This is a genomic window from Peribacillus saganii, assembly GCF_003429095.1.
GTDB lineage: Bacteria > Bacillota > Bacilli > Bacillales > DSM-1321 > Peribacillus > Peribacillus saganii.
Genome location: NZ_QVTE01000030.1, coordinates 120,277 through 140,142, shown reverse-complemented (window position 1 = coordinate 140,142; position 19,866 = coordinate 120,277). Strand labels below are relative to the sequence as shown.

17 protein-coding genes and 1 other annotated feature are annotated in these 19,866 nt (G+C 40.9%); of the genes, 4 read left to right on the top strand and 13 right to left on the bottom strand.

Features of this window, described 5'->3' with window-relative positions:
• Positions 1 to 90 precede the first annotated feature (90 nt).
• Entirely contained in the window at positions 91 to 2,817 is a 2,727-nt protein-coding gene (locus D0469_RS11040; RefSeq protein ID WP_117326798.1) for a GTPase domain-containing protein, read from the bottom strand.
• 737 nt (positions 2,818 to 3,554) lie between these two features.
• Between D0469_RS11040 and D0469_RS11035 the strand changes: the two genes are divergently transcribed.
• Complete coding sequence (locus D0469_RS11035) at positions 3,555 to 3,908, top strand: hypothetical protein (RefSeq protein WP_117326828.1); 354 nt, start codon at positions 3,555 to 3,557, stop codon at positions 3,906 to 3,908.
• Positions 3,909 to 4,070: 162 nt separating this feature from the next.
• Here D0469_RS11035 and D0469_RS11030 read toward each other — a convergent pair whose 3' ends face one another.
• Positions 4,071 to 4,253: a hypothetical protein gene (locus D0469_RS11030; protein ID WP_117326797.1), complete on the bottom strand. Its 183-nt coding sequence runs from the start codon at positions 4,251 to 4,253 to the stop codon at positions 4,071 to 4,073.
• A 313-nt stretch (positions 4,254 to 4,566) separates the two neighbouring features.
• Positions 4,567 to 4,812: a binding site (T-box leader), on the top strand.
• Between the two features lie 49 nt (positions 4,813 to 4,861).
• Here D0469_RS11030 and brnQ point away from each other — a divergent pair.
• From brnQ to D0469_RS11015, 3 genes are all read left to right on the top strand, one after another.
• A complete protein-coding gene (gene brnQ, locus D0469_RS11025) occupies positions 4,862 to 6,187 on the top strand; it encodes a branched-chain amino acid transport system II carrier protein (protein ID WP_117326796.1) in 1,326 nt (441 codons plus the stop codon).
• A gap of 311 nt (positions 6,188 to 6,498) precedes the next feature.
• A complete protein-coding gene (locus D0469_RS11020; protein WP_117326795.1) occupies positions 6,499 to 7,389 on the top strand; it encodes a glycerophosphodiester phosphodiesterase in 891 nt (296 codons plus the stop codon).
• A gap of 684 nt (positions 7,390 to 8,073) precedes the next feature.
• Positions 8,074 to 8,934 carry a transporter substrate-binding domain-containing protein gene (locus D0469_RS11015; protein WP_117326794.1) on the top strand — a complete coding sequence of 287 codons (861 nt, stop codon included), beginning with the start codon at positions 8,074 to 8,076 and terminating at the stop codon, positions 8,932 to 8,934.
• Positions 8,935 to 10,182: 1,248 nt separating this feature from the next.
• Here the strand turns inward: D0469_RS11015 and D0469_RS11010 are convergent.
• From D0469_RS11010 to phnG, 11 genes are all read right to left on the bottom strand, one after another.
• Complete coding sequence (locus tag D0469_RS11010) at positions 10,183 to 11,013, bottom strand: PhnE/PtxC family ABC transporter permease (protein WP_117326827.1); 831 nt, start codon at positions 11,011 to 11,013, stop codon at positions 10,183 to 10,185.
• Between the two features lie 41 nt (positions 11,014 to 11,054).
• Positions 11,055 to 11,840 (bottom strand): PhnE/PtxC family ABC transporter permease, encoded by a 786-nt coding sequence (locus D0469_RS11005; RefSeq protein WP_117326793.1) that lies wholly within the window; start codon positions 11,838 to 11,840, stop codon positions 11,055 to 11,057.
• Positions 11,830 to 12,618: a phosphonate ABC transporter ATP-binding protein gene (phnC, locus tag D0469_RS11000; protein WP_117326792.1), complete on the bottom strand. Its 789-nt coding sequence runs from the start codon at positions 12,616 to 12,618 to the stop codon at positions 11,830 to 11,832. The genes D0469_RS11005 and phnC overlap by 11 nt, the downstream gene beginning before the upstream one ends.
• Positions 12,619 to 12,661: 43 nt before the next feature.
• Positions 12,662 to 13,705 carry a phosphate/phosphite/phosphonate ABC transporter substrate-binding protein gene (gene phnD / locus D0469_RS10995; RefSeq protein ID WP_117326791.1) on the bottom strand — a complete coding sequence of 348 codons (1,044 nt, stop codon included), beginning with the start codon at positions 13,703 to 13,705 and terminating at the stop codon, positions 12,662 to 12,664.
• A gap of 137 nt (positions 13,706 to 13,842) precedes the next feature.
• Positions 13,843 to 14,550, bottom strand: a complete 708-nt coding sequence (locus D0469_RS10990) for a phosphonate C-P lyase system protein PhnL (protein ID WP_117326790.1) — start codon at positions 14,548 to 14,550, stop codon at positions 13,843 to 13,845.
• A gap of 42 nt (positions 14,551 to 14,592) precedes the next feature.
• Positions 14,593 to 15,771 carry a phosphonate metabolism protein PhnM gene (phnM, locus tag D0469_RS10985; RefSeq protein WP_117326789.1) on the bottom strand — a complete coding sequence of 393 codons (1,179 nt, stop codon included), beginning with the start codon at positions 15,769 to 15,771 and terminating at the stop codon, positions 14,593 to 14,595.
• A 26-nt stretch (positions 15,772 to 15,797) separates the two neighbouring features.
• Positions 15,798 to 16,643, bottom strand: a complete 846-nt coding sequence (locus D0469_RS10980) for an ATP-binding cassette domain-containing protein (RefSeq protein ID WP_117326788.1) — start codon at positions 16,641 to 16,643, stop codon at positions 15,798 to 15,800.
• A 14-nt stretch (positions 16,644 to 16,657) separates the two neighbouring features.
• A complete protein-coding gene (locus D0469_RS10975; protein WP_117326787.1) occupies positions 16,658 to 17,500 on the bottom strand; it encodes an alpha-D-ribose 1-methylphosphonate 5-phosphate C-P-lyase PhnJ in 843 nt (280 codons plus the stop codon).
• The gene (locus tag D0469_RS10970; protein ID WP_117326786.1) at positions 17,491 to 18,624 is read right to left on the bottom strand and encodes a carbon-phosphorus lyase complex subunit PhnI; all 1,134 of its coding nucleotides are present in this window, start codon (positions 18,622 to 18,624) and stop codon (positions 17,491 to 17,493) included. The genes D0469_RS10975 and D0469_RS10970 overlap by 10 nt, the downstream gene beginning before the upstream one ends.
• On the bottom strand, positions 18,625 to 19,221 hold the full coding sequence (gene phnH / locus D0469_RS10965; RefSeq protein WP_117326785.1) for a phosphonate C-P lyase system protein PhnH: 597 nt from the start codon (positions 19,219 to 19,221) through the stop codon (positions 18,625 to 18,627).
• Between the two features lie 17 nt (positions 19,222 to 19,238).
• The gene (gene phnG, locus D0469_RS10960) at positions 19,239 to 19,664 is read right to left on the bottom strand and encodes a phosphonate C-P lyase system protein PhnG (RefSeq protein ID WP_117326784.1); all 426 of its coding nucleotides are present in this window, start codon (positions 19,662 to 19,664) and stop codon (positions 19,239 to 19,241) included.
• Between the last annotated feature and the right edge of the window lie 202 nt (positions 19,665 to 19,866).

Below are 19,866 nucleotides of genomic sequence, written 5' to 3'. Positions count from 1 at the left end.
GTTCAGGAAATGTAACAGATTGATCTTACCTAGAGCAAAAAAATCAGGCATCGGTTGGTTTCCCGATAGCCTGATTTTCAGCCAGTGATATTATTGGACATTCATCCATTCGAATTGACGCAGTCTTACCTCAAACAATGTTAATGGGTCCTTATAGCTTTCAGGATTTATATTCATTTCATGCAGTGCTGCTTTTCCTTCCGTAATTTTCTCTCCAGACTGCTGAAGTGTTCTTTCCAGCTCTTGGGCAGGGTTTCTGAAAAACATGGCTACGTCCCGTTCGATCGCTTTTTCAAACATTTCAAATTGACGCAGAAACTTTGTTGTGAACGAGATCGCCTGCTCCTGATAATCCTCGTTTTCCAGAAACTTTTTATAGCTGTTATAAAGCATAGAGTTATTTTGCGGCAGCACCCCAAGCAGCTTTCCGGCACCCTTTAATAGCAGCTGAGATGGTGTATGACGGAGAAGAATGTTCATTTCTTCCATATGAATCCCGTTTGTCATCCTGTCTGCATCCCTGCGCCAGTCATCCAGAACCTTGAAATCACAATCAAGAGTAATTCTTTGTTCTCCGAACAGATTGTTGAATCCTTCTGCCATATCCCACAAAAATTGCTGGCTATGCTTGAATTCATCGCTAGATGCTTCAATCCAATTCTGCAATGAGCGATAAAGCTTTGGCAAAGCAGTACCCCTGACATAATCCTGGATTCTTTCATTCATTTCTTTATTTAGTTCAACATGGATGTTTCTGAAATCGCTGTCCTCTTTAACCAATTCTGTACACCCGCGTAAAATCTCAGGTATTTTGGAGGTAATATCATATTTGACCTCCTCTTTGCTTTCCGCAAAACCAGCTTTAATCGACTTAGCCTTTTCCTTTTCCAGATCTTCTACTTGGTGAATTGCACCATTCAGCTTGGTTGATACTTGTTCATTCCATTCTATTAAGTTTGTCAGGTTATTTTCTGCATCAATTCTGCGCTGGAATAATTCTGATACAATTGCGCGGATAAAATAGAGCAGTTGATCAGTACGTGACGACTTCCTATCCCTGCTTACAAATACAGTATTCAAAAATTGCGAGAAGTCACCAAGCTGTTCCGTGCTCCTGCGTGCCGCAGAAAACGGGAATACCCGTGCATTCGGGAAATATTGCCGCACCCTGACAGTAGTTTCTTCAGCCAGTTTTTGTACTTCCGTTCCACTATATAAAGCATCCATTTTATTTAAAAGGAAATGGATGGGCAGATTCGGCGCTTGTTTCTGGACCTGGAGCAGGGCTTCACACTCCGTATCAGTGAAAGGTGCCGTTGCGTCCAGGACAAACAGCAAGCCGTCCGCTGCGTGAATGTAACTGAACAGTTCATTCTTTGCGGAGCTTCCTATCAAACCAGGTGTATCAATAAATGCAAGCTTATTTCTGTGCAGGAAATCAGAAGCCAGTTGTACCTCCAGGCAGGTTTCCCGATGTCCGCGGATGATCGGCATCTCTTCCTGCAGGAATTCTTCCCGTTCTCTTACTTCCGTCTCGCTTATTTCCCGAACTCCAAAAACGTCTCCATCCTTAACCATCACTGCTCCTGTGGCTGCTTCTCCAAGAATTTGCTCCTGCAAAACTGAATGAATAACAGATGTTTTTCCGCTTTGTTCAGAGCCGGCAATCAATAATTTACGTTCGTTCAAATCTGCGAGCTGGCTGACAAACCATTCTAACCTGCGATCCACATCAAGGCCATGGCTGGCGGCCCATTCCGCGACCGCCTGGAACAATTGGATTCTTTCTTCAAACCCGTCCTCTGCTTCCGCCGCATTCATGATTTTAAACTCTGCATCTTGTATGGTTATTGCCTCCATCGTTTCCGCAAAACGTTCATTCCACGATAAAACGGCCGCCGCGGCAGCCAATTCATGCTTTTTGTCAGCCACCTTAAGCCATTGGGCCAAGACAGCTGGAATCATCCCCTGAATCTCTTTTACTAAATACTTACCGCTTATTAATTCGAGATAGGCCTCTTCATAGCATCGTGACAATTCCCGCCATATATGCGGGGAATCGGTCTCTACATTCATAAATAAACTATTGATAGTGTGGAGCCAGGCAAAATAAGAGTCCGTTTCTTTATAGGTATTCCATAAAGCTACTGCCATTTGTTCAAACCGGTTTAGATCCAAATGATAGAGAGAAAACAAAACGTTAGAATAATACTCAGGCGCACCTCCGCCTGTTATACCTCTATCAATATAGCTTGTTAACAGTTCAAACCAATGGACGGATTCTGATCTAATCCCTTCCTTAGCGGCAAGTTCAACAGCATTTCCCCAATCCTGCTGCTCTTCGAAGAAAGTTCGGGCTATTTCTGCAGCGTTAGGGTAATCCGGATTCACCTCCATAATTTGTTTAATTACAGCCGTAGCATTTTCCATCCTGTTTTCTTCTATGTATAGTGAAAATAACTGCAATGATGCTTCCGTAAGCAGGGAAGGATTTTCGGAATCTATAGACTTATAAATCTCTTCTGCTGCAGCTAAAAGCCCAAGCTCATAATAGGCATCCCCTGAATTTTTTTTGGCCCACATCATCTTTTCATCAAGGATATTCTCCCACTTAAAGATGGCCGTTTCATAATCCCGGCAGTGAAAGTAAATCTCTCCTTGTGCAAAACGGATAGAAGACAGCTCCGCCATTTCCTTCTTCTGTTCTTTAGCATACATTTCACCCAGCACCTGTACAGGATGTCCAGCATCTTCAGAGTTTATTAACGTTTCATAAAAACGTTTCTCAATCATTGTCTTATCCGAAGTCGAAGTCATAGTACTCCCCCAATTTTTCTTTTTCTATTTCTTTTCCCTTTTTTTAATTCTATGTAACCACCAACCATTATTTTAACAAACAAGAAATCCAGAAAGATTTCAGTTTGCTTACAAATAAAAGACAAGAATTGTTAAATTGTAATCATATTTTACTTTATATGGGATTCACTGGAGATAAAGACCCAGAATGAGGACTAAAGAAGAGGAACTAAAGCGATACAAAATATAATATCGTGCAGATTAAAGAATATCCACCCTAAGATGGATTACCTTCCCTTTTTATAATGACGTAATTATGATTTGAAATTACACAAATACTGTATTTATTCCGGCATATAACAGCTCCTTTTTGACAAAATTGTTTCAGGTTTTTTTTTATGGGCTGTAACTGGGCATTTGCCGTGTCGGCTATATCCTTCAGACATATTTTATAGGGTATTTAACCCAAGAGAAAAAAGGAGTGTACCCCGATGAATATGAATTCATTTGGAATTCAGCAAGGATTTTTCCCACAACAATCACAGCAATTAATGCAAGGCCAATTTAATATGCCTCAATCTCAAGGACAATTTGACCAAATGATGCATCAACAACGACAATTCAACCCAATGATGGAGCAGCAGCAATTCAATCCGATGATGGAACAGCAGCAATATAATCCAATTATGCAGCAGCCGTTTGAACAGCAAAATTCATTTGACATGAGACAGCCTGACTATCTTCCTATGGAAAACGATATGGATCAGCACCAAATGTTTATGCCTCAACCCATGGATGCATACAGCATGCCAGACCAATCGGAACATCATGATTACTTTAATATGATTCAACAGCAGCAAGACGAAAGACAGCCACAACTCGAAAGAAGAATTAGAGAACTTGAACGACAAAATGAACAACAAACACGGGAGCTGGCGAGGATAAGCCAGGAAGTTACCCGCATCAATAGAGAAATAAACCGGATTAATCAGGAAATCTCCCGCCTTAATCGCAACGACGAACGGCATACACGTCGCATCCAGCGGTTAAACCAACGGCTGCGTGCTGTCGAAGGCCGGTTGAATATTCCTTATATTGACACTGATTTCTAAATGTTATTTAGTATAAAAAGAAGCAGGACCGATTATGCCGTCCTGCTTCTTTCTGCATGACCTATGATTAGCCGCAGATTTATTGTTTGATTAACATTTATTCAGAGGCTTCTAGTAAAGAAACAGTCCTTCAAAACGAAAGAACCGCCCCGCCTTTTAATCTTATTTTTTCTGGCCGCCAAGTTCAGGGTCAAAGCACTGGAATGCACATAGACAATCGCCATCTACATGAATAAATTTATTATCTGAGAAGTCATCCGGGAAACCTATCCGGCCATCATCACAGAGCTTACCTTTTCTTGCCGGGGATAAACGTCTGCAATATCCTGTGCTGAATTTCTTCATTGGTATGCACCCCAATACGATATTTTCATAAGTTTTCACTGTTTAGTATATCAGGAGTATTTCAAAACTTGCGCCTATGTATCTAATAAACAAAGATTTTCACAATGCAAAATTCTTTTTAGGATAAAATAAGTACAAACACGCCTTATCTTTTTATTTTGAACATATCGATGAAAACAGGTATTACCATCTCTTCTTTTCATTAATATTCCCACTTTCCATCCTAGCTTGTGTTGAGAAACAGAACTGAATTATTAAAAATGTCAAAAAATATTGACATGTCTAATTTATTCTGATAAATTATATTCAAATAATAAAATCAATGACGAGAACGAGTAAGATGGGAACCCTGTTCTACAGAGAACCGGCGGTTGGTGAAAGCCGGTGTCCAGGCCTTGTCCGAAAATCATCTCTGAGATGCAAAGCTGAAAGCTCCAGTAAGCTTTGCCGGGTTATCCGCCGTTACAATGGAACACGTATGATTGTACGTTGACTGAGAGCCGCATGCTTTTTAATATGCGGAATAAGGGTGGTAACGCGAGCGCAACTCGTCCCTATTTTTGGGACGGGTTTTTTGGTTTTGTTAAAACAATAAAGGAGAGATTACTTTGAGAAAGCTAGACACCTTATTTATTGGATTAATGTTATTTTCGATGTTCTTTGGAGCCGGAAACCTTATCTTCCCTCCTTTCCTTGGAGCGGAATCCGGAACTTCCTATTGGGTTGCAATGGCAGGGTTCATTGTTACCGGAGTCGGGCTTCCATTTGCCGTCCTGCTTGCAGTTTCCCTTGTAAACGGAGGTGCCCAGGCAATCGGAAACCGGGTTCATCCTCTCTTCAGTACAGTTTTTATGGTTATCGTTTATTTATCGATCGGGCCATTCCTTGCGATTCCAAGAAATGCTAATGTAGCTTTTGAGATGGGAGTAAAGCCTTTCCTTAATGAATCCTGGAATGTTTCACTAGTGTTATTATTATTCACTGCAGTATTTTTTGCCCTGTCTTACTTGGTCAGCTTAAATCCTTCCAAAATGGAAAAATACATGGGCCGCTGGATTACTCCTACCCTGCTTTTGTCAATGGTTGTATTGTGTGCAGTCGGATTCGTAAAATTGGATGGACAGCTGCCATCACCTTCCGAGGCGTATCAATCCGGTGCTTTTTTCAAAGGATTCCTTGAAGGCTATAACACAATGGATGCCCTTGCTTCATTGGCCTTTGGTATCGTCATTCTTTCAGCCATCCAGCAAAGAGGCGTAACTGAGAGGAAGAAATTAACCAACTATACTTTTAAAGCTGCTTTAATTGCTGGCGTGTTGCTTTCAGCGGTATATGTAAGCCTTGGACTGATTGGCGGAAAAATGGCTGCAAATGGAACGTTTTCCAATGGTACTGAAATTCTTTCCGCTGCTTCGACTCAATTATTGGGCAAAGGCGGAGTGACTCTGCTTGGCTTTATTTTCACACTTGCTTGCTTCACAACAGTTGTTGGTTTAACCTCAGCTTGCGGACAATATTTTTCTAAACTAATGCCAAAGGCAAGTTATAAGATGATTGTTTTAGCAGTAACTCTTATCGGATTCACACTGTCTAACATGGGACTGGCCCAAATCCTGAAGGTTTCGGTACCGTTCTTAGTAACTGCGTACCCGCTAACAATTGTTCTAGTTGTATTAACTTTCTTCAATCGATATTTTAAAGATTCCAAAAAGGTCTACGGCAGTGCCATCTTATTTACCGCAGTATTCGCCGTGATGGATGGATTAAATACATTTGGTCTTGATTTAGGGCCGCTGCAAAACCTCAAGGAAATTTTGCCACTTTCCGCAGTCGGTCTTCAATGGATTGTACCAGCTCTTGTCGGGACAGGAATCGGCCTTCTGCTCAGCAACTCTGGCAAAAAAACTCCGGTTACAGAAGAAGCAGAAGCGTAAAAAGGCTTTGTACAGGAGACTGACCCAAATATGGCCAGAGTAATCGCATTTACCTAAAATGTTTTTTGCGAAATGCCGCACTTTTAGACACATATTAATAGCAGAAGCAGGAAATATTATGATTCCTGCTTCTTTTTTAATTTAATGACGATGTCCTTTGGTTTGAATTGAGATATAAATTAAACCAAAAGATATTAGTGAATAGAGAACTTTACAAGTTTGTAATTCTACTTTAATGGTTTATTTAAGTTGACTTTATATTGCCCTTTTATAATAAAGTTGATTTTAATTTGAAAGGGGAAGTAGGAATTATGAAAGGACTATTAAGAAATGTTTTCATGTCAGCTGCACTAGTTGGAATCGGATCCGGTGTAGTTGCCCATGCAGAGGCGGCTAGTCCTGCGGATCAATTGCAGAATAAAAACAAAGTTTTAAATATTTCACACCGCGGAGCTTCAGGCCATGCCCCCGAACACACCCTTTTAGCATATGAACTAGGGGAAAAGATGAAAGGCGATTACATTGAAGTGGACCTTCAAATGACTAAGGACGGCGAACTCATTGCGATGCACGACGAGACTCTTGACCGCACAACAAATGGGACTGGGCTTGTAAAGGACTACACATTAGCTGAAGTTAAACAGCTGGATGCCGGTTCCTGGTTTAATGAAAAATATCCGGAATTAGCCAAAGAAGAATACGTCGGCCTTCAGGTTCCAACACTTGAAGAAGTAATTGAAACATTTGGTAAGGGCAACCGCTATTATATTGAAACGAAGTCTCCGGAAGTCTACCCCGGAATGGAAGAAAAGCTGCTTGAAGTCTTGAAAAAATATGGCCTTTCAGGCAAAAAAGCCGCTTCCGGCAAGGTTCTGATCCAATCGTTCAGTTCTGACAGCTTGAAGATTGTACATGAATTAGATCCCCAGATCCCGCTTGTGCAATTATTATGGTACGATCACGCAGCAGGAATTACTGATGCTGAGTTAAACAGTTATAAAGAGTACAGCATCGGGGTCGGGATGAACTTTGATATGCTCGACAAAGCATACGTTCAAAAAGTACGGCAGCATGGGCTGGAAATCCATCCTTACACGGTTAACGAAAAAGACGATATGCACAGACTGATTGACTGGGGAGTAACCGGATTATTTACCAACTTCCCTGATCGCTTACAAGAAGTATTAAAAGAGAGAAAATAACGCCAGAAAAAAGGGATTCCCAGTCATAGCGCGAATCCCTTTTTTCTTGGTTTTTCCCAAAAGAAACTTTACTTTAGAGTAAAACTATTATCTCCTCTTTTGTTCTGTAAATTGTTGTTGTTGATTTACTGCCATTAAAAGGACCTGGAATGGTCCTTGAGCAAGTTTGGCTGTTAAACAAAATCATCCGTTGCCAGAGGATTTGATACACCAGATTTAAAAGAATACCTCACTAATAAAATCGAACCATGAAATATGATTCATTTCGAAGCATTTAATAAGTTAAGAAGTAAGAAGTAAGTAAGGAATAAGAATCAAATTAGCTGTATCCCTAATTTTTTCTAGACACAGTTTCCTCATATTTCATAAACTGGAAATGGAAATCTATCATTCTAGCTATGGAAAAATACACGGAGGAAACTACTTAAAAAAACATGTCATCGGAAAAATGGGGCTTTCTTCACCTTCGTCCTCATGTTCTGCTCATCCCTGTCATCAGCAAAGGCACACTAAAACGAAGACCCGAACTTGGTTACTATGCTCTATGACACTGCACATTACCATCAATGGGCTGAAAATTCCAGCCAGCCAATGCGAACAGCCACAGCATCGCAAACTTCACCTACTATGGAAAGTAACTAAAGCACGTTGTCTGACTAGGGAAGAAAATGGAGGGAAACTAATATGTTTAAGAAATGGAAAAAAGTTATACTGGCAGGCGCTATCTCGTTATCCTTGGTAGGTACAGGCTATATTGGCCACGATCTCATCTCCACACCAAACGTATCGGCTGAATCCGCTTCAGCAATTTCACCTGGCCATCTGAAAAATGCTGCAACTTCACAGTTGGATGAAATTATCGACCGAGGATACATTCGGGTAGGTATGACCGGAGATTACAAACCTTTTACATACCTAAACCCGAAAACAAATGAATACGAAGGCTACGATGTTGACGCTGCCAAAGAACTCGGAAAAGACCTCGGCGTGAAAGTACGTTTAGTCTCAACCACATGGCCTGACATGATGAAAGACCTGCATGCGGACAAATTTGATATCGCTGTCGGCGGCGTAACCCGCAATACAGCAAGACAAAAAACGGCTTATGTATCTCAAGGCTACATTACATTTGGCAAGGCTCCTTTGGTACGTGCAGAAGACAAGGACAAATACCTTACGATTGAAGATATCAACAAGCCTGCCGTGCGCATCGGCGTAAATCCAGGCGGAACAAACGAAGTATTTGTTCGTCAGCATCTGAGTAATGCAAATGTAACCGTTGTTCAAAACAACCTGGATATCCCGCATCTAGTTGCGGACGGAACTTATGACGTTATGATCACAGACACTGTAGAAGCAATGACATATGCGAAAGCGGATCAAAGACTATATGCCGCTCTGACTGACGATCCTTTCACCAAGAATGAAAAAGGTTATATGATCCCCCGAGGTGATTTCATTTATGCCAGCTACCTGGAAATGTGGATGGATGAAATGAAGTTGCAGGGCAAATTTGACGCTCTCTACAAAAAATGGATTGAATAGAACTTAATATCAGTAGCATACATAAATGAAAAAAGCTTCCCACAGTACTGCGCCAGCAATTTTCCGGGAAGCTTTTTTCTTTGGACAAATAAGATTTTATTACCATTCCTACTGTGTTTCTTCATAAATAAGATAAGATCCTTTAATATTCAATATTTGCTATTAATACGCAATCCGGTCATCCGTATTCAAAGACTATGTTAGTGATAAAAAATTCCTTCAACTCTATGACCAGTTAAAAGTGAGACCGCTCTTCAACTAACCTTAGCTGAACACACCTTCTCATCTATTTTACAAATATTCTTCGTAATGTCATGTTATAGCTTATTGTTGTTTGACACTTTGTTAATGTCTAGCTGCGGCGCCCAGCAACTTTTTTACGGAGTAAATAAAGCCCCGACGCCCAGGACGTGCTAGTGCCGACGCTGCCACAGGACGTGGCGAACTTAGCCGTTCTTCCTCTGTCAGGGAGCTTTCGCTTTTCTATATTGCAGCGGAAGGTGCGAGACTGCGGGAAAAACGGGTCAAGGGAGACCCCAAAGGCGGAATACACTGCCCCCGAACTGCCGCTATAGCGGAAATCAACAGGCAAGCTTAACAGTTCCTAAATTTTACCAAATTAAAAAATCTGAATAAAGCGAAATTTTTTAAACATAGGATAATAAAATGAAAATCACCAAAGATAACACTAAAGTATTAATATCAAAGGAGAATTTATCGATGTTTCTAAGTTATAAAAATAAACTTCAAACAATTATTGGTCTTGGTATATTGGCCGCTTTGCTAAGCAGCTTGTTTAGTACTGCCATCATCTATTTACTTCTAAATATAAAGAGCTCTTTAAAAAGCGGCTAAGGTAACATTTTACATATTTATACTTATTCAGGGTATGAAGATTCACCGCCACAGACTATCACTCCCATGGGAGTCAGATTAACGGAAAGTCTCTAAGTCACCATCTCCATCAACCTTGCTTACAAGCCTTAGAAAGAGTATCGATGAATTCAATCCATCCTCCTTCTCAGTTGTTTAGCGCTTAAGCTGCATGAGTTGCTATTCAATGGTTTCATTCAAATAACCATACAAAGACCGAAATTAATCTGTCTCTTTTCATTGAAATGACACTTATCATTCCCTGCTATTGAATAGGAGTACTATTTCGATTAATTCTTTTCGAAAAAAACGGCCAACTGTGCGAAGGAGAAGGTTTCCCAGAGAAAAACACATTCTATTTTAAAAGGAGGTGTACTATGCGCTGGTTTTAAGGTTCGTTTTGACTTTTGTAGCAATTAACTCCAACGCTATCGCGAATGCCAGAACGAAGTAGGTTATGACACCGACCTCCCTGAGATCAAAGTAAAACCCGCTCGCCATGAACATATCAAAGCCGATTCCGCCTGCACCCGCTGCAGCGCCCATGGCCACTGCAACGGCAAAGTTCACTTCAAACCGCAGGAATGTCCAGGAGATAATATACGTCATAGATGATGGGATAACTGCCTGAAAGATTATCTGCCACCAATTTGCACCACTTGCCTTCAAAGCTTCAATTACTCCCTCATCCAATTCCTCAAATGACTCAGAATAAGCTTTGATTAAATAGCCGACGGTATGAAAGGTCATGCCAATCACAGCTGCAACACTGCCCAGCCCGGCAGCTACCGCAAATATTAATACCCATAACACTGTTGGAACAGATCTGATAACAGCAACAAATCCCTTAATCGCAGCTGAAACAGGTTTTGAAGATAAATTCCGGGCTGCAAAAAATCCTAAGAACAACGCAATTAAAGCACCGAACAGCGTTGTCAAAAAGGCCAGGCCAAGTGTAATCATTACCTGGTAAAGTGCGGTAACAAAGGAGAAATGCTTAAAGTGGGGTTCAAGGAACATTATTTTAACGTTTTGAAAGGTTGAGATGATTCCTTCAAACAGATTAATATCAGAATAATCAAAGCTGATAAAAGTATAAATTGTCACTAAGACTAGCGAAATAATCGTGAGTTGAATGATTAAAGACGCCTTATTAAACGGCTTCACTTTGATGCGCTTTTTTTCATTTAAATGAAAGCTATTGATTGAATCAGCAGAGACCGTTTTGACGGATTGATCAACTCCCACTACAAAATCACCCTCCTTACGTAATTTGAAATATATTCAATTGTTAAAATCGTTATCACAATGACGATAACAACCAGGCTCGCCGTATGGTAATTCAAACTTTTATAATACAAGTCAAATGCAAAACCGATTCCGGTTCCTGTAAGAATCCCTACCAAGGTGGCGCTGCGAATATTTGTTTCAATCATAAATAGTATCCAACTAATCATTTGTGGAATGCCAGAAGGGATAACTGACTGGAAGATAATTGAAAAATAACCTGCACCTGTGGCCTGCAAAGCTTCAACTGAACTACTGCTAACCTCATCAATGGTTTCAATGAACGCGCGGGTCAGGAACCCAAACGATCCAAAAAACAGTGCAAAATAGCCTGTTAACGCACTTTGTCCAAAAGAAAACAGCAAAATCATTGACCAGGCGGAAATATCAATGTTTCGGAAAATGGTTGCAATTCCTCTGCTGACTTTGCTTAACACCCCATTAACTTTAGTTGTCCTTGACCCAAATAATGCAAATAAAAAGGCGAAGATAGCTCCTACTGTGGTAGCAGCAACCGAAATCAAGACTGTTTCCCTCAGTTTGTTCAAAATATCGGGAAGCTTTGTCAGTGCCATCTCATCAGGGTAAAAATTTGTGAATCCCCATTGTAATGCTTTAGGTAAAGAAGCAAGCCCTTTTGCCATATTAAATTCAGTAATAACGATTGAGACAAAAGTAACAACGAGTAATATAAGCAAAAAAATGAAGGAATTCCACCTTTTCTTCACGAACACATCAGCCTGCATATTGCCCTCCCAGGTCAAACATCAGATCCCCTGCTTCAGATCCATAAATAGCTTCAATGATTTCCGCCGTTATTTCGTTTGGGGGCCCATCAAAAATCAAGCTGCCCTTGTTTACACCAATGATTCTGTCGGAATACTTTAATGCCACTTCAACTTGATGCAGATTGACCAGGACAGTAATACCCATTGAAGCAGAGATATTTTTCAGGTGATCCATTATAATCTTTGATGCATTGGGGTCAAGCGAAGCAATCGGTTCATCACATAGGAGCATTTTCGGGTTTTGAATCAAGGCTCGAGCAATCCCAACACGCTGCTTTTGCCCGCCGCTTAACTGGTCTGATCGCTTGTAAATCTGTTCTTGCAGCCCGAGAACCCCTAATATCTGCAGCGCCTGCCTTTTTTCCTCTTCTGTATATAACCCTAATGCCCCAGCCAAGGTAGATTTGAAGCCAAGCCGGCCATGGAGGACATTTTCAATGACACTTAATCTATTAACAAGATTATAATGTTGAAAAATCATTCCGATTTTCGTTCTGGCTTTTTTTAAATCCTTTTTCCCCAAACCTGCTATATCAACGTTATCAAAAATGATTTCTCCGCTGTTAGCATCAACCATCCGATTGATGCAGCGAAGAAGAGTTGATTTCCCCGCACCCGATGGGCCAATGATGGAAACAAACTCTCCTTCTTTCACGGAGAAGTTAACATCAGATAACGCCTTTGTATCATTACCATAGTGTTTTGATACATGATTTAGTTGTAATAACGTCGTCATAGTTAACTCCTTTTTAAAATTTTCCTGGAGCATCTCTCTAATCTTATTTGGATAATTCTCTGATCGGATTGAACCACTCATCTTCTACAGGAACCAAGCGTTCATTTCCAGATTTCTTGCTAAACAGTCCTGAAAACTCTGATCCTTCCGGAACAAAAATCTTTTCATTGCTTGCTACCTCATCAGATGTAAATACTTCCTGCAGCTTCTTCAGGTCTTCTTCGCTGACCATTTCTGTATTAGCCACAAATGGAGCATTAAGCACTGGTGTAACAGATATCAATGAAAATTCTTCACCCGGAACTGTGTTAAAAGGCTCTGCAGCATCTTCTTTAACCTTGTAAAGCGCTCCCGGCTTGTTAGCAGTACCTTCCGCCAATTCTACGTAGTTTCCGACACATGTATCACAGAAGGCCGCAACATCAGATTTTCCTGTCAGAAGATTTACTGCTGAACCTTGGTGAGAACCACCATAAAGCACTTCACTGAAGAATTTGCCTTTACCACCTTCAAGCAAATCCTCTGCAGTCAAATTTTTGTATTCCTCTTTTTTACTGAAGTACTCTACAACTCCTGTTGACGGTACTTTAAAACCTGAAGTGGAGCTATTTGAAACAAAGGAAAACTTCTTGCCGGCAATATTATCAATGGTAAATTCACCGCCACTTTTATACTTGTCCTGATTTTCTTTCTTAACCGACAGCCAGCTATAATACACTGCATCTTCCAGCGTACCCGATTCACCACTCGGAACAGCTAATGGAATAACCTTTTCGTTTTTATTGTGAGCCTCGATATAACCTTGAGCCCCCAGGAATGCAACATCGGCATTGCCATTAGCGACTGACTCGATGGCAATAATATAGTCTGTTGTTGTTTTGTGTTCCACTTTCTTGCCTGTTTTTTCTTCAATGACTTTACCTATTTCTTCACGCGCTTCCCCCATATCGGCACCGGATTCGTTAGGCAGCCATGCAATTGTTAACGTGTCATCACTAGCGGCTTGTCCTTTCGATCCGGCTACTGATGAACAGCCTGTAATCACTGCAAGACATAAAGACATCATAGCTAAAAACGCCTTCTTCATTTATAAAATTCCTCCTGGTTTTAATAGACTGTATTACCAAAGTACTATCCAACAATGTTTACTATAACGGGCGATTATCAACACACTATTAACATATTGATAATATTTATTAAAAAATTATAAATTTTCTGTTAGAATTAATTAGCAGATATTAAGAATTCGCCATTGTGGATATGATATTCACGGTGGCACAAGTCCTTCATGAACTCAAGATCATGGAATATTCCAATCATTGTCGTTCCCCCATTTATTAGCTGTTGAATGAGTACCTTCACTTTTAGCTTTGAAGCATGGTCCAAACTGGCAGTCGGTTCATCCAAAAGCAGCAGACGCGGCCTTTTCACCATAGCTCTGGCAATATTAAGGCGCAGTTTTTCCCCACCTGAAAAGGTTGCCGGGTAACTATCCCAAAGTTCCTGATCCAATTCAAAATGCTCCAGCATTTTTTCCGTTTCTTCTTCGGCAAACCTGTCATTATGGCCCATTTCTAAAATAGACTGTTTCACAAGCTGTCTTGCGGTTGTGCGTGGCATTACACTTAAGAACTGCGACACATATCCAATTTCATGTTTTCTTAAATAGATAATTTCCCTTTCTGATGCTTGTGATAGATTGATTGGTCCAAATTTTTTTGAATCATACCAAATATTCCCTTCCTGAGGGGCATATGTACGGTAGATGGATTTAAGCACAGTTGACTTGCCGCTGCCGCTTTTTCCTGTAATTCCCACAAACTCGCCATCCTTCAAACTGAAATTGATGCCATTCGCTGCTTTAATGTGCTTATTTATGTTGTGCAGAATAAAAGACTTGGATAAATTTTCAATCGTCAAAATGTTGTCCACTTTATCACCTCACCCAAACTTATTTCTCTTATTAAAGAGCTATTATATTCGGTAATTTGTTTTCTGGATTAGCTTACCGTCAACGAAAACCGCTGTTATTACCGGGAAATCGGGATTTATCTTTTCAATAATCAATAAATCTGCCTTTTTTCCCTCTCTGATTGAACCGATTTCATTGTCGAGATTAACTGCTCTTGCTGGGTTGATTGTAAGTAATTTGACCATTTCAACAAGGTCCAGTCCATACTCTTTATTCATTTCAAAAATAGAGTGGAGCATCGCCGCAGGATAATAATCACTGCAGAGAATATCGATGGCCTTTTCCTGAATCGCTTCTGCAGCAGATAAGTTCCCGCTATGAGATCCTCCCAACAGGACGTTCGGTGCGCCTGCGATCGTATACATCCCTTTTTCCTTTGCTTTTTTAGCGATGTCCATCGTGATCGGAAACTCACTTATAATAGCACCAAAGCTTTGTACAAGGTCCAGTTTTTCGACGGAATCATCATCATGGGATGCGATGGCAATGCCATTTTCCGCTGCAGCTTCAGCTAACTCCCTGATTCCATCAATAGTTACCTTTTCCTTTTGCTGATGCTTCACGATAATTCCTTGAATTGCTTCATCGCTTAGATCGTTATATCCTCTTACCGTGTGTTTATAAATTTCTAAATCCCTGTATTGGCCCTGGCCCGGCGTGTGATCCATAAATGAAATAAGGTGAACTTTTTTTTCATTAATATAGGCTTTTAAATTCTCAATTTCCTCAACATTGTCAATTTCAAATCTGGCATGGAACCTGTGGCGCACCAAGTGCTTGCTGCTGTGAGTCTGTTCGATCAGATCAATAAATTTCCTTACATTTTCCGGTTCTCGAATCGGCTTATATGCATACTCAGTAGATTTATATAAAGAAAGCGAATGATACATAGTCGTGATCCCATGTGATATTAGTTGTTTTTCCGCTTCTCTGATGCTCAAATGGAAATCCATGAGAGAAGTAGGCCTTGGCGCTGCCATATGCTCAATATAATCTGAATGAAGGTCTATGAAGCCAGGCAATATATAACCGCCCTCTGCATCAATTATTTCCGTATATTCATCGTTTTCAAGTTCACCTTGCATGGCAATTCGTTCGATTTTATCTTCGATTATAAGCAAGTCAAAGCCTTCCAGAATGGCCTCTTCTGTGATGATGCGTCCATTTGTGATGAGATACATCTTTTTCCCCCTTTTCTCCCCATGACTTAGAGCAGTGAATGCACCAATTGCTGTGTATAGCGGTCTTGCGGATCCTCGAGAACCTGATCTGTCAGCCCATGCTCAACGACCTTTCCATCAAGCATAACCATTGTTCGGTCAGCCATCATCCGGATAACGGCTAAATCGTGTGAAACAATAACAATACTTACATTTAGCTCCCTTTGCAGCTCTTTAATTAGATCGAGTACACTTGCCTGGACGGATAAATCCAAACCTGTGGTCACTTCATCCAGTAAAAGAATAGGTGGATTATTTGATAATGCTTTTGCGATCTGCACCCTTTGCTGCATGCCCCCCGAAAAATTCCTTGGGGCTTCCTTCATCCGATACACTGGGATGTTCACATACTCGAGCAGTTCCCTTCCTTTTGATTCCATTTCGCCTACATGTCTAATCCCCGCAGCAATTAGCTTTTCAGCTATGTTGCCAATGGATGAGAATCCCATTCGTAAACCAAGCATCGGGTTTTGATACACTTTTCCCATCAGATGGTTCCGGATGTATCTTTTTTTCTGTGAAGATTCTTCGAATACATTTTTGCTGCCCATTTCATAGGAACGAAGATATGCTTCACCACTCGTAACATCCTGGTCAAAATAAAGGCTTCTCATCAGGGTTGATTTTCCGCTGCCGCTTTCCCCGACGATGCCTAATACCTCTCCTGGATAAAGATCGAATGAAACATTCCGGCAGGCGTAAACAGTACCGCAATCCGGACAAAAGTTTCTTATCAAATGATTTTCATTTACATCCCTGCAGTTGCTGCATCCTTCGCCAAAATGCTTGCTTAAATTCTTCACAGACATAATCGGAGTTTCATAATCACTCATTTATGCGCACCTCTTTATACGGTTTGGTGATTTAATCTTGCTACACAATAGCTCGTATCATTGCATTGAAAGTATGTTGTTTCCGTTTCATCATCATAGATTTCATCCATAAAAACACCTGCAGCGCCGCATTGTTTACAATGGTTATCTTCGAAGGACTCTACCTCGAACGGATAATCATCAAATGCCAATGATACAACCTTCGTATAGGGAGGAACTGCATAAATCTTCTTTTCTCGCCCTGCCCCAAGCAAAATCAGGGCTTCTGAATAGTTCATTTTTGAATTATCAAACCTCGGAATTGGGCTTGGCGCCATAACATATCTGTCATCAACCATTACTGGATGATCTGCGTCCGTAGCTAAGTTCCCATATTTCATGATTTGCTCAAACAGCATAAGCCATGCCCCACTGTATTCTTTTTCAGCATGAAGCTTTTTCGTTTCAAATTCACTTGGTTCATAGAATCTCAATGGCTCAGGAAGTGGTACCTGCAACACCATTATTTGTCCATCCTTAAGAGGTACTTCCGGAATTCGATGGCGTGATTGGATGATGGTTGCCTCTGAAGTTTCATCCGTTGTACTAATTCCGGTTGTTTTCTCAATCAGCTTTTTTATATTCACAGCGTTTACCGATTCATCCGATCCCTGATCAATGACCTTTACAACATCGTCTTTTCCGACGAGCGAAAGAGTGAGCTGCAGGCCGCCGGTTCCCCAGCCTCTTCCGATTGGCATTTCTCTTGAAGCAAACGGAACCTGATATCCGGGAATCGCGATAGCTTTTAAAGTAGCTCGTCGGATTTCTCTCTTAGATCCTTCATCGAAAAACGCATAATTGTAATCTATTTGCATAAGCTGCTCTCCTCTTTACTTTCCGCTTCCTGTTTTTTTGTCTTCCGGACACTGTCCAGCTTCGACTGAAAAGTCACATAATGAGGCATTTTTAGGTGGGAGATAAATCCTGTTGATTCAACCGAATCAATATGATAAAGGACAAATTCCTCGTCACCGGTTGGATATTCCTTATTTCCTGTTTGGAGGGCATGGTCGAGAATTCCCATCGCTATCGCCTTTGTTTCATTTTGCCCAAGGCAGATACCGTATCCTATTTCAAACTTTATTTCCTTTTTCCCTCGTTCTTTTTCAACTGTTACAGGAATCAGCATCTCAGTTTCCGTCGCTTTTATTTCACCAATATAATAAGAATCATCCTCGTCGTTGTATTGATTAAAAGGATTATCAATACAGACTGGCAGGCTGCCAACACGCAATTCACCAACAGTGGGGTGCAGCGCTCCATAGCCACGGATAACCGCATATGCCAGGGAAGTGAGGGCTCCTGTTTGGCCCCGTGTCAAAATTTGCAAACGCTGGCTGCGGGTACTAGGAAATTCGAGGCTTTTTTTTGTCACATCATCCGGCTCCCGATCATCATCGCTGCACTCTGGCATAAGACCTTCTTTACGCAAGTAATCAAGGACCTTCGGCAATTTAGCCAGGTCTGTAACATTCTCCTGCTGACCATTTTCCTCTTCAAAGCCTTCCAGCCACTGGAGAGCCTCTTCCTCAGATTCCATCATTAAACCGAAGTCAAGCAAACGGTGGGTATAATCGGTAGTTGCCCCTAAAATCTGGCCTCCTGGAATATCTTTAAAACTTGCGGATATCCTGCGTTCAGTAAGCATATCCTCTGAACTAATCGTCCGTGAATAATGTTTCCTTGAAAGAGTTGAGCGGTATGCCCTTAAGAGGAATACCGCTTCTTCCGGATTTCCCTCTGCCTGCTTTATTGCAATAGCTGCAAGAATTTCGCTAAACAGGCTGCTTTCCGACATTACCTGGTCGATCAGACCTCGCATTCCTGTTTCTATTTTATGGACATCTAGAACTGTACCTTTCTTTACTCTTTCGAACTTTAGCCGTTTAATTGATTCTTCTATCGCCCTGGTTCCGCCTTTTACTGCTACATATCCCATTTATCCAGCCACCCGTTTCAGGATTTGTGACGTTCTTGGCAAACATAAAAGTTCATGATTTTCATCTGTAAGAATAAGATCGATTCCCAACGGATATTCCACATTTTTTTCCGCCAAAATTTCAAGCCATTCGCCTGTCATATTCACCCTGGCAGTGGTTTCCATTGCTATTCCAGGCCCTGTTAAAACGAATTCATTGCCGTTAGTTACCGATGAAGTTTCAATAATCACTGTTGCTGATTCATGCGGATTTTTTAAATCGCCTACCTTTGCAATTCTTAACACCTTTTCCAACTGACGTGGATCAGCATCGCCCAGCACAAATAAATAATCGGCATTGTCTGCTTCTGCTGCTTTGGCATATGTGAGCTGATTGATCAATTTAGTGATTTCGTTTGCTCTTTTTGACATCACATGAAATGTGACTTCTGTATCCAGCAGCATAAACATAAGAATAGTTGTTGAGGGATAAAAGCCAGTCTCTATGTCAACTCTGGCTGCCTGTTCACCAATATTGGAAACTAAGCCTGGCCTTGACATGGATTCAATAAGTTTTCGATAGGATGACTGGACATCATGGACAACATCCAACTTCATATACTTTCAACTCCTTTTTATTGAACATCCATAGTTTCAAAGTTTACTTTTGTCTTTAGAACCGCACTGCTGAATGATTGTTTTTTTCTATTAATCTCCTGCTGTTGCAAAAGCAGCGCCTCTTCCCACTTGAATGTCTCTATTAAACCGGCGTTGTAAGCCGCATCGATTACAGCCAGATGATGTGCAAGTTTTGGGTCATTACCTTTCAATATCCCGATGCCTAAGCACCTATTAATTTGGACTTTGCATTCTGTAACAAATACTTCTCCTAGATAAAATAGGCTTCTTTTAGAAGTTTCTCTCATTTTCATCATAACTAGGCCTGGATTTGGTTCTTCAATCATAATCACTTCATATTTATCCACGATTTCCTTTGCTAACTGTTCGGCAAGTTCCGTTGAACCGTTTATTAAAATTCCCGTTCTTTTTCTTCTATTCATCCTCTTGCCTCCTTTTTGTTTTCCTCTATGCTTTTACTCTACCTTGTTGCCAAGTTCGTGAACGTAAAGTATCCATTAACTCCGTTAAGCTTTTATGAATGGTTTGTAAATAGAAAAGCGGAAGCGCCCTGTTTAAAGGAAGGACGGCTATGTTCGCTTCGTCCTCACAAAGATAACTTTATTTTGTGATTGTATCGCTCGT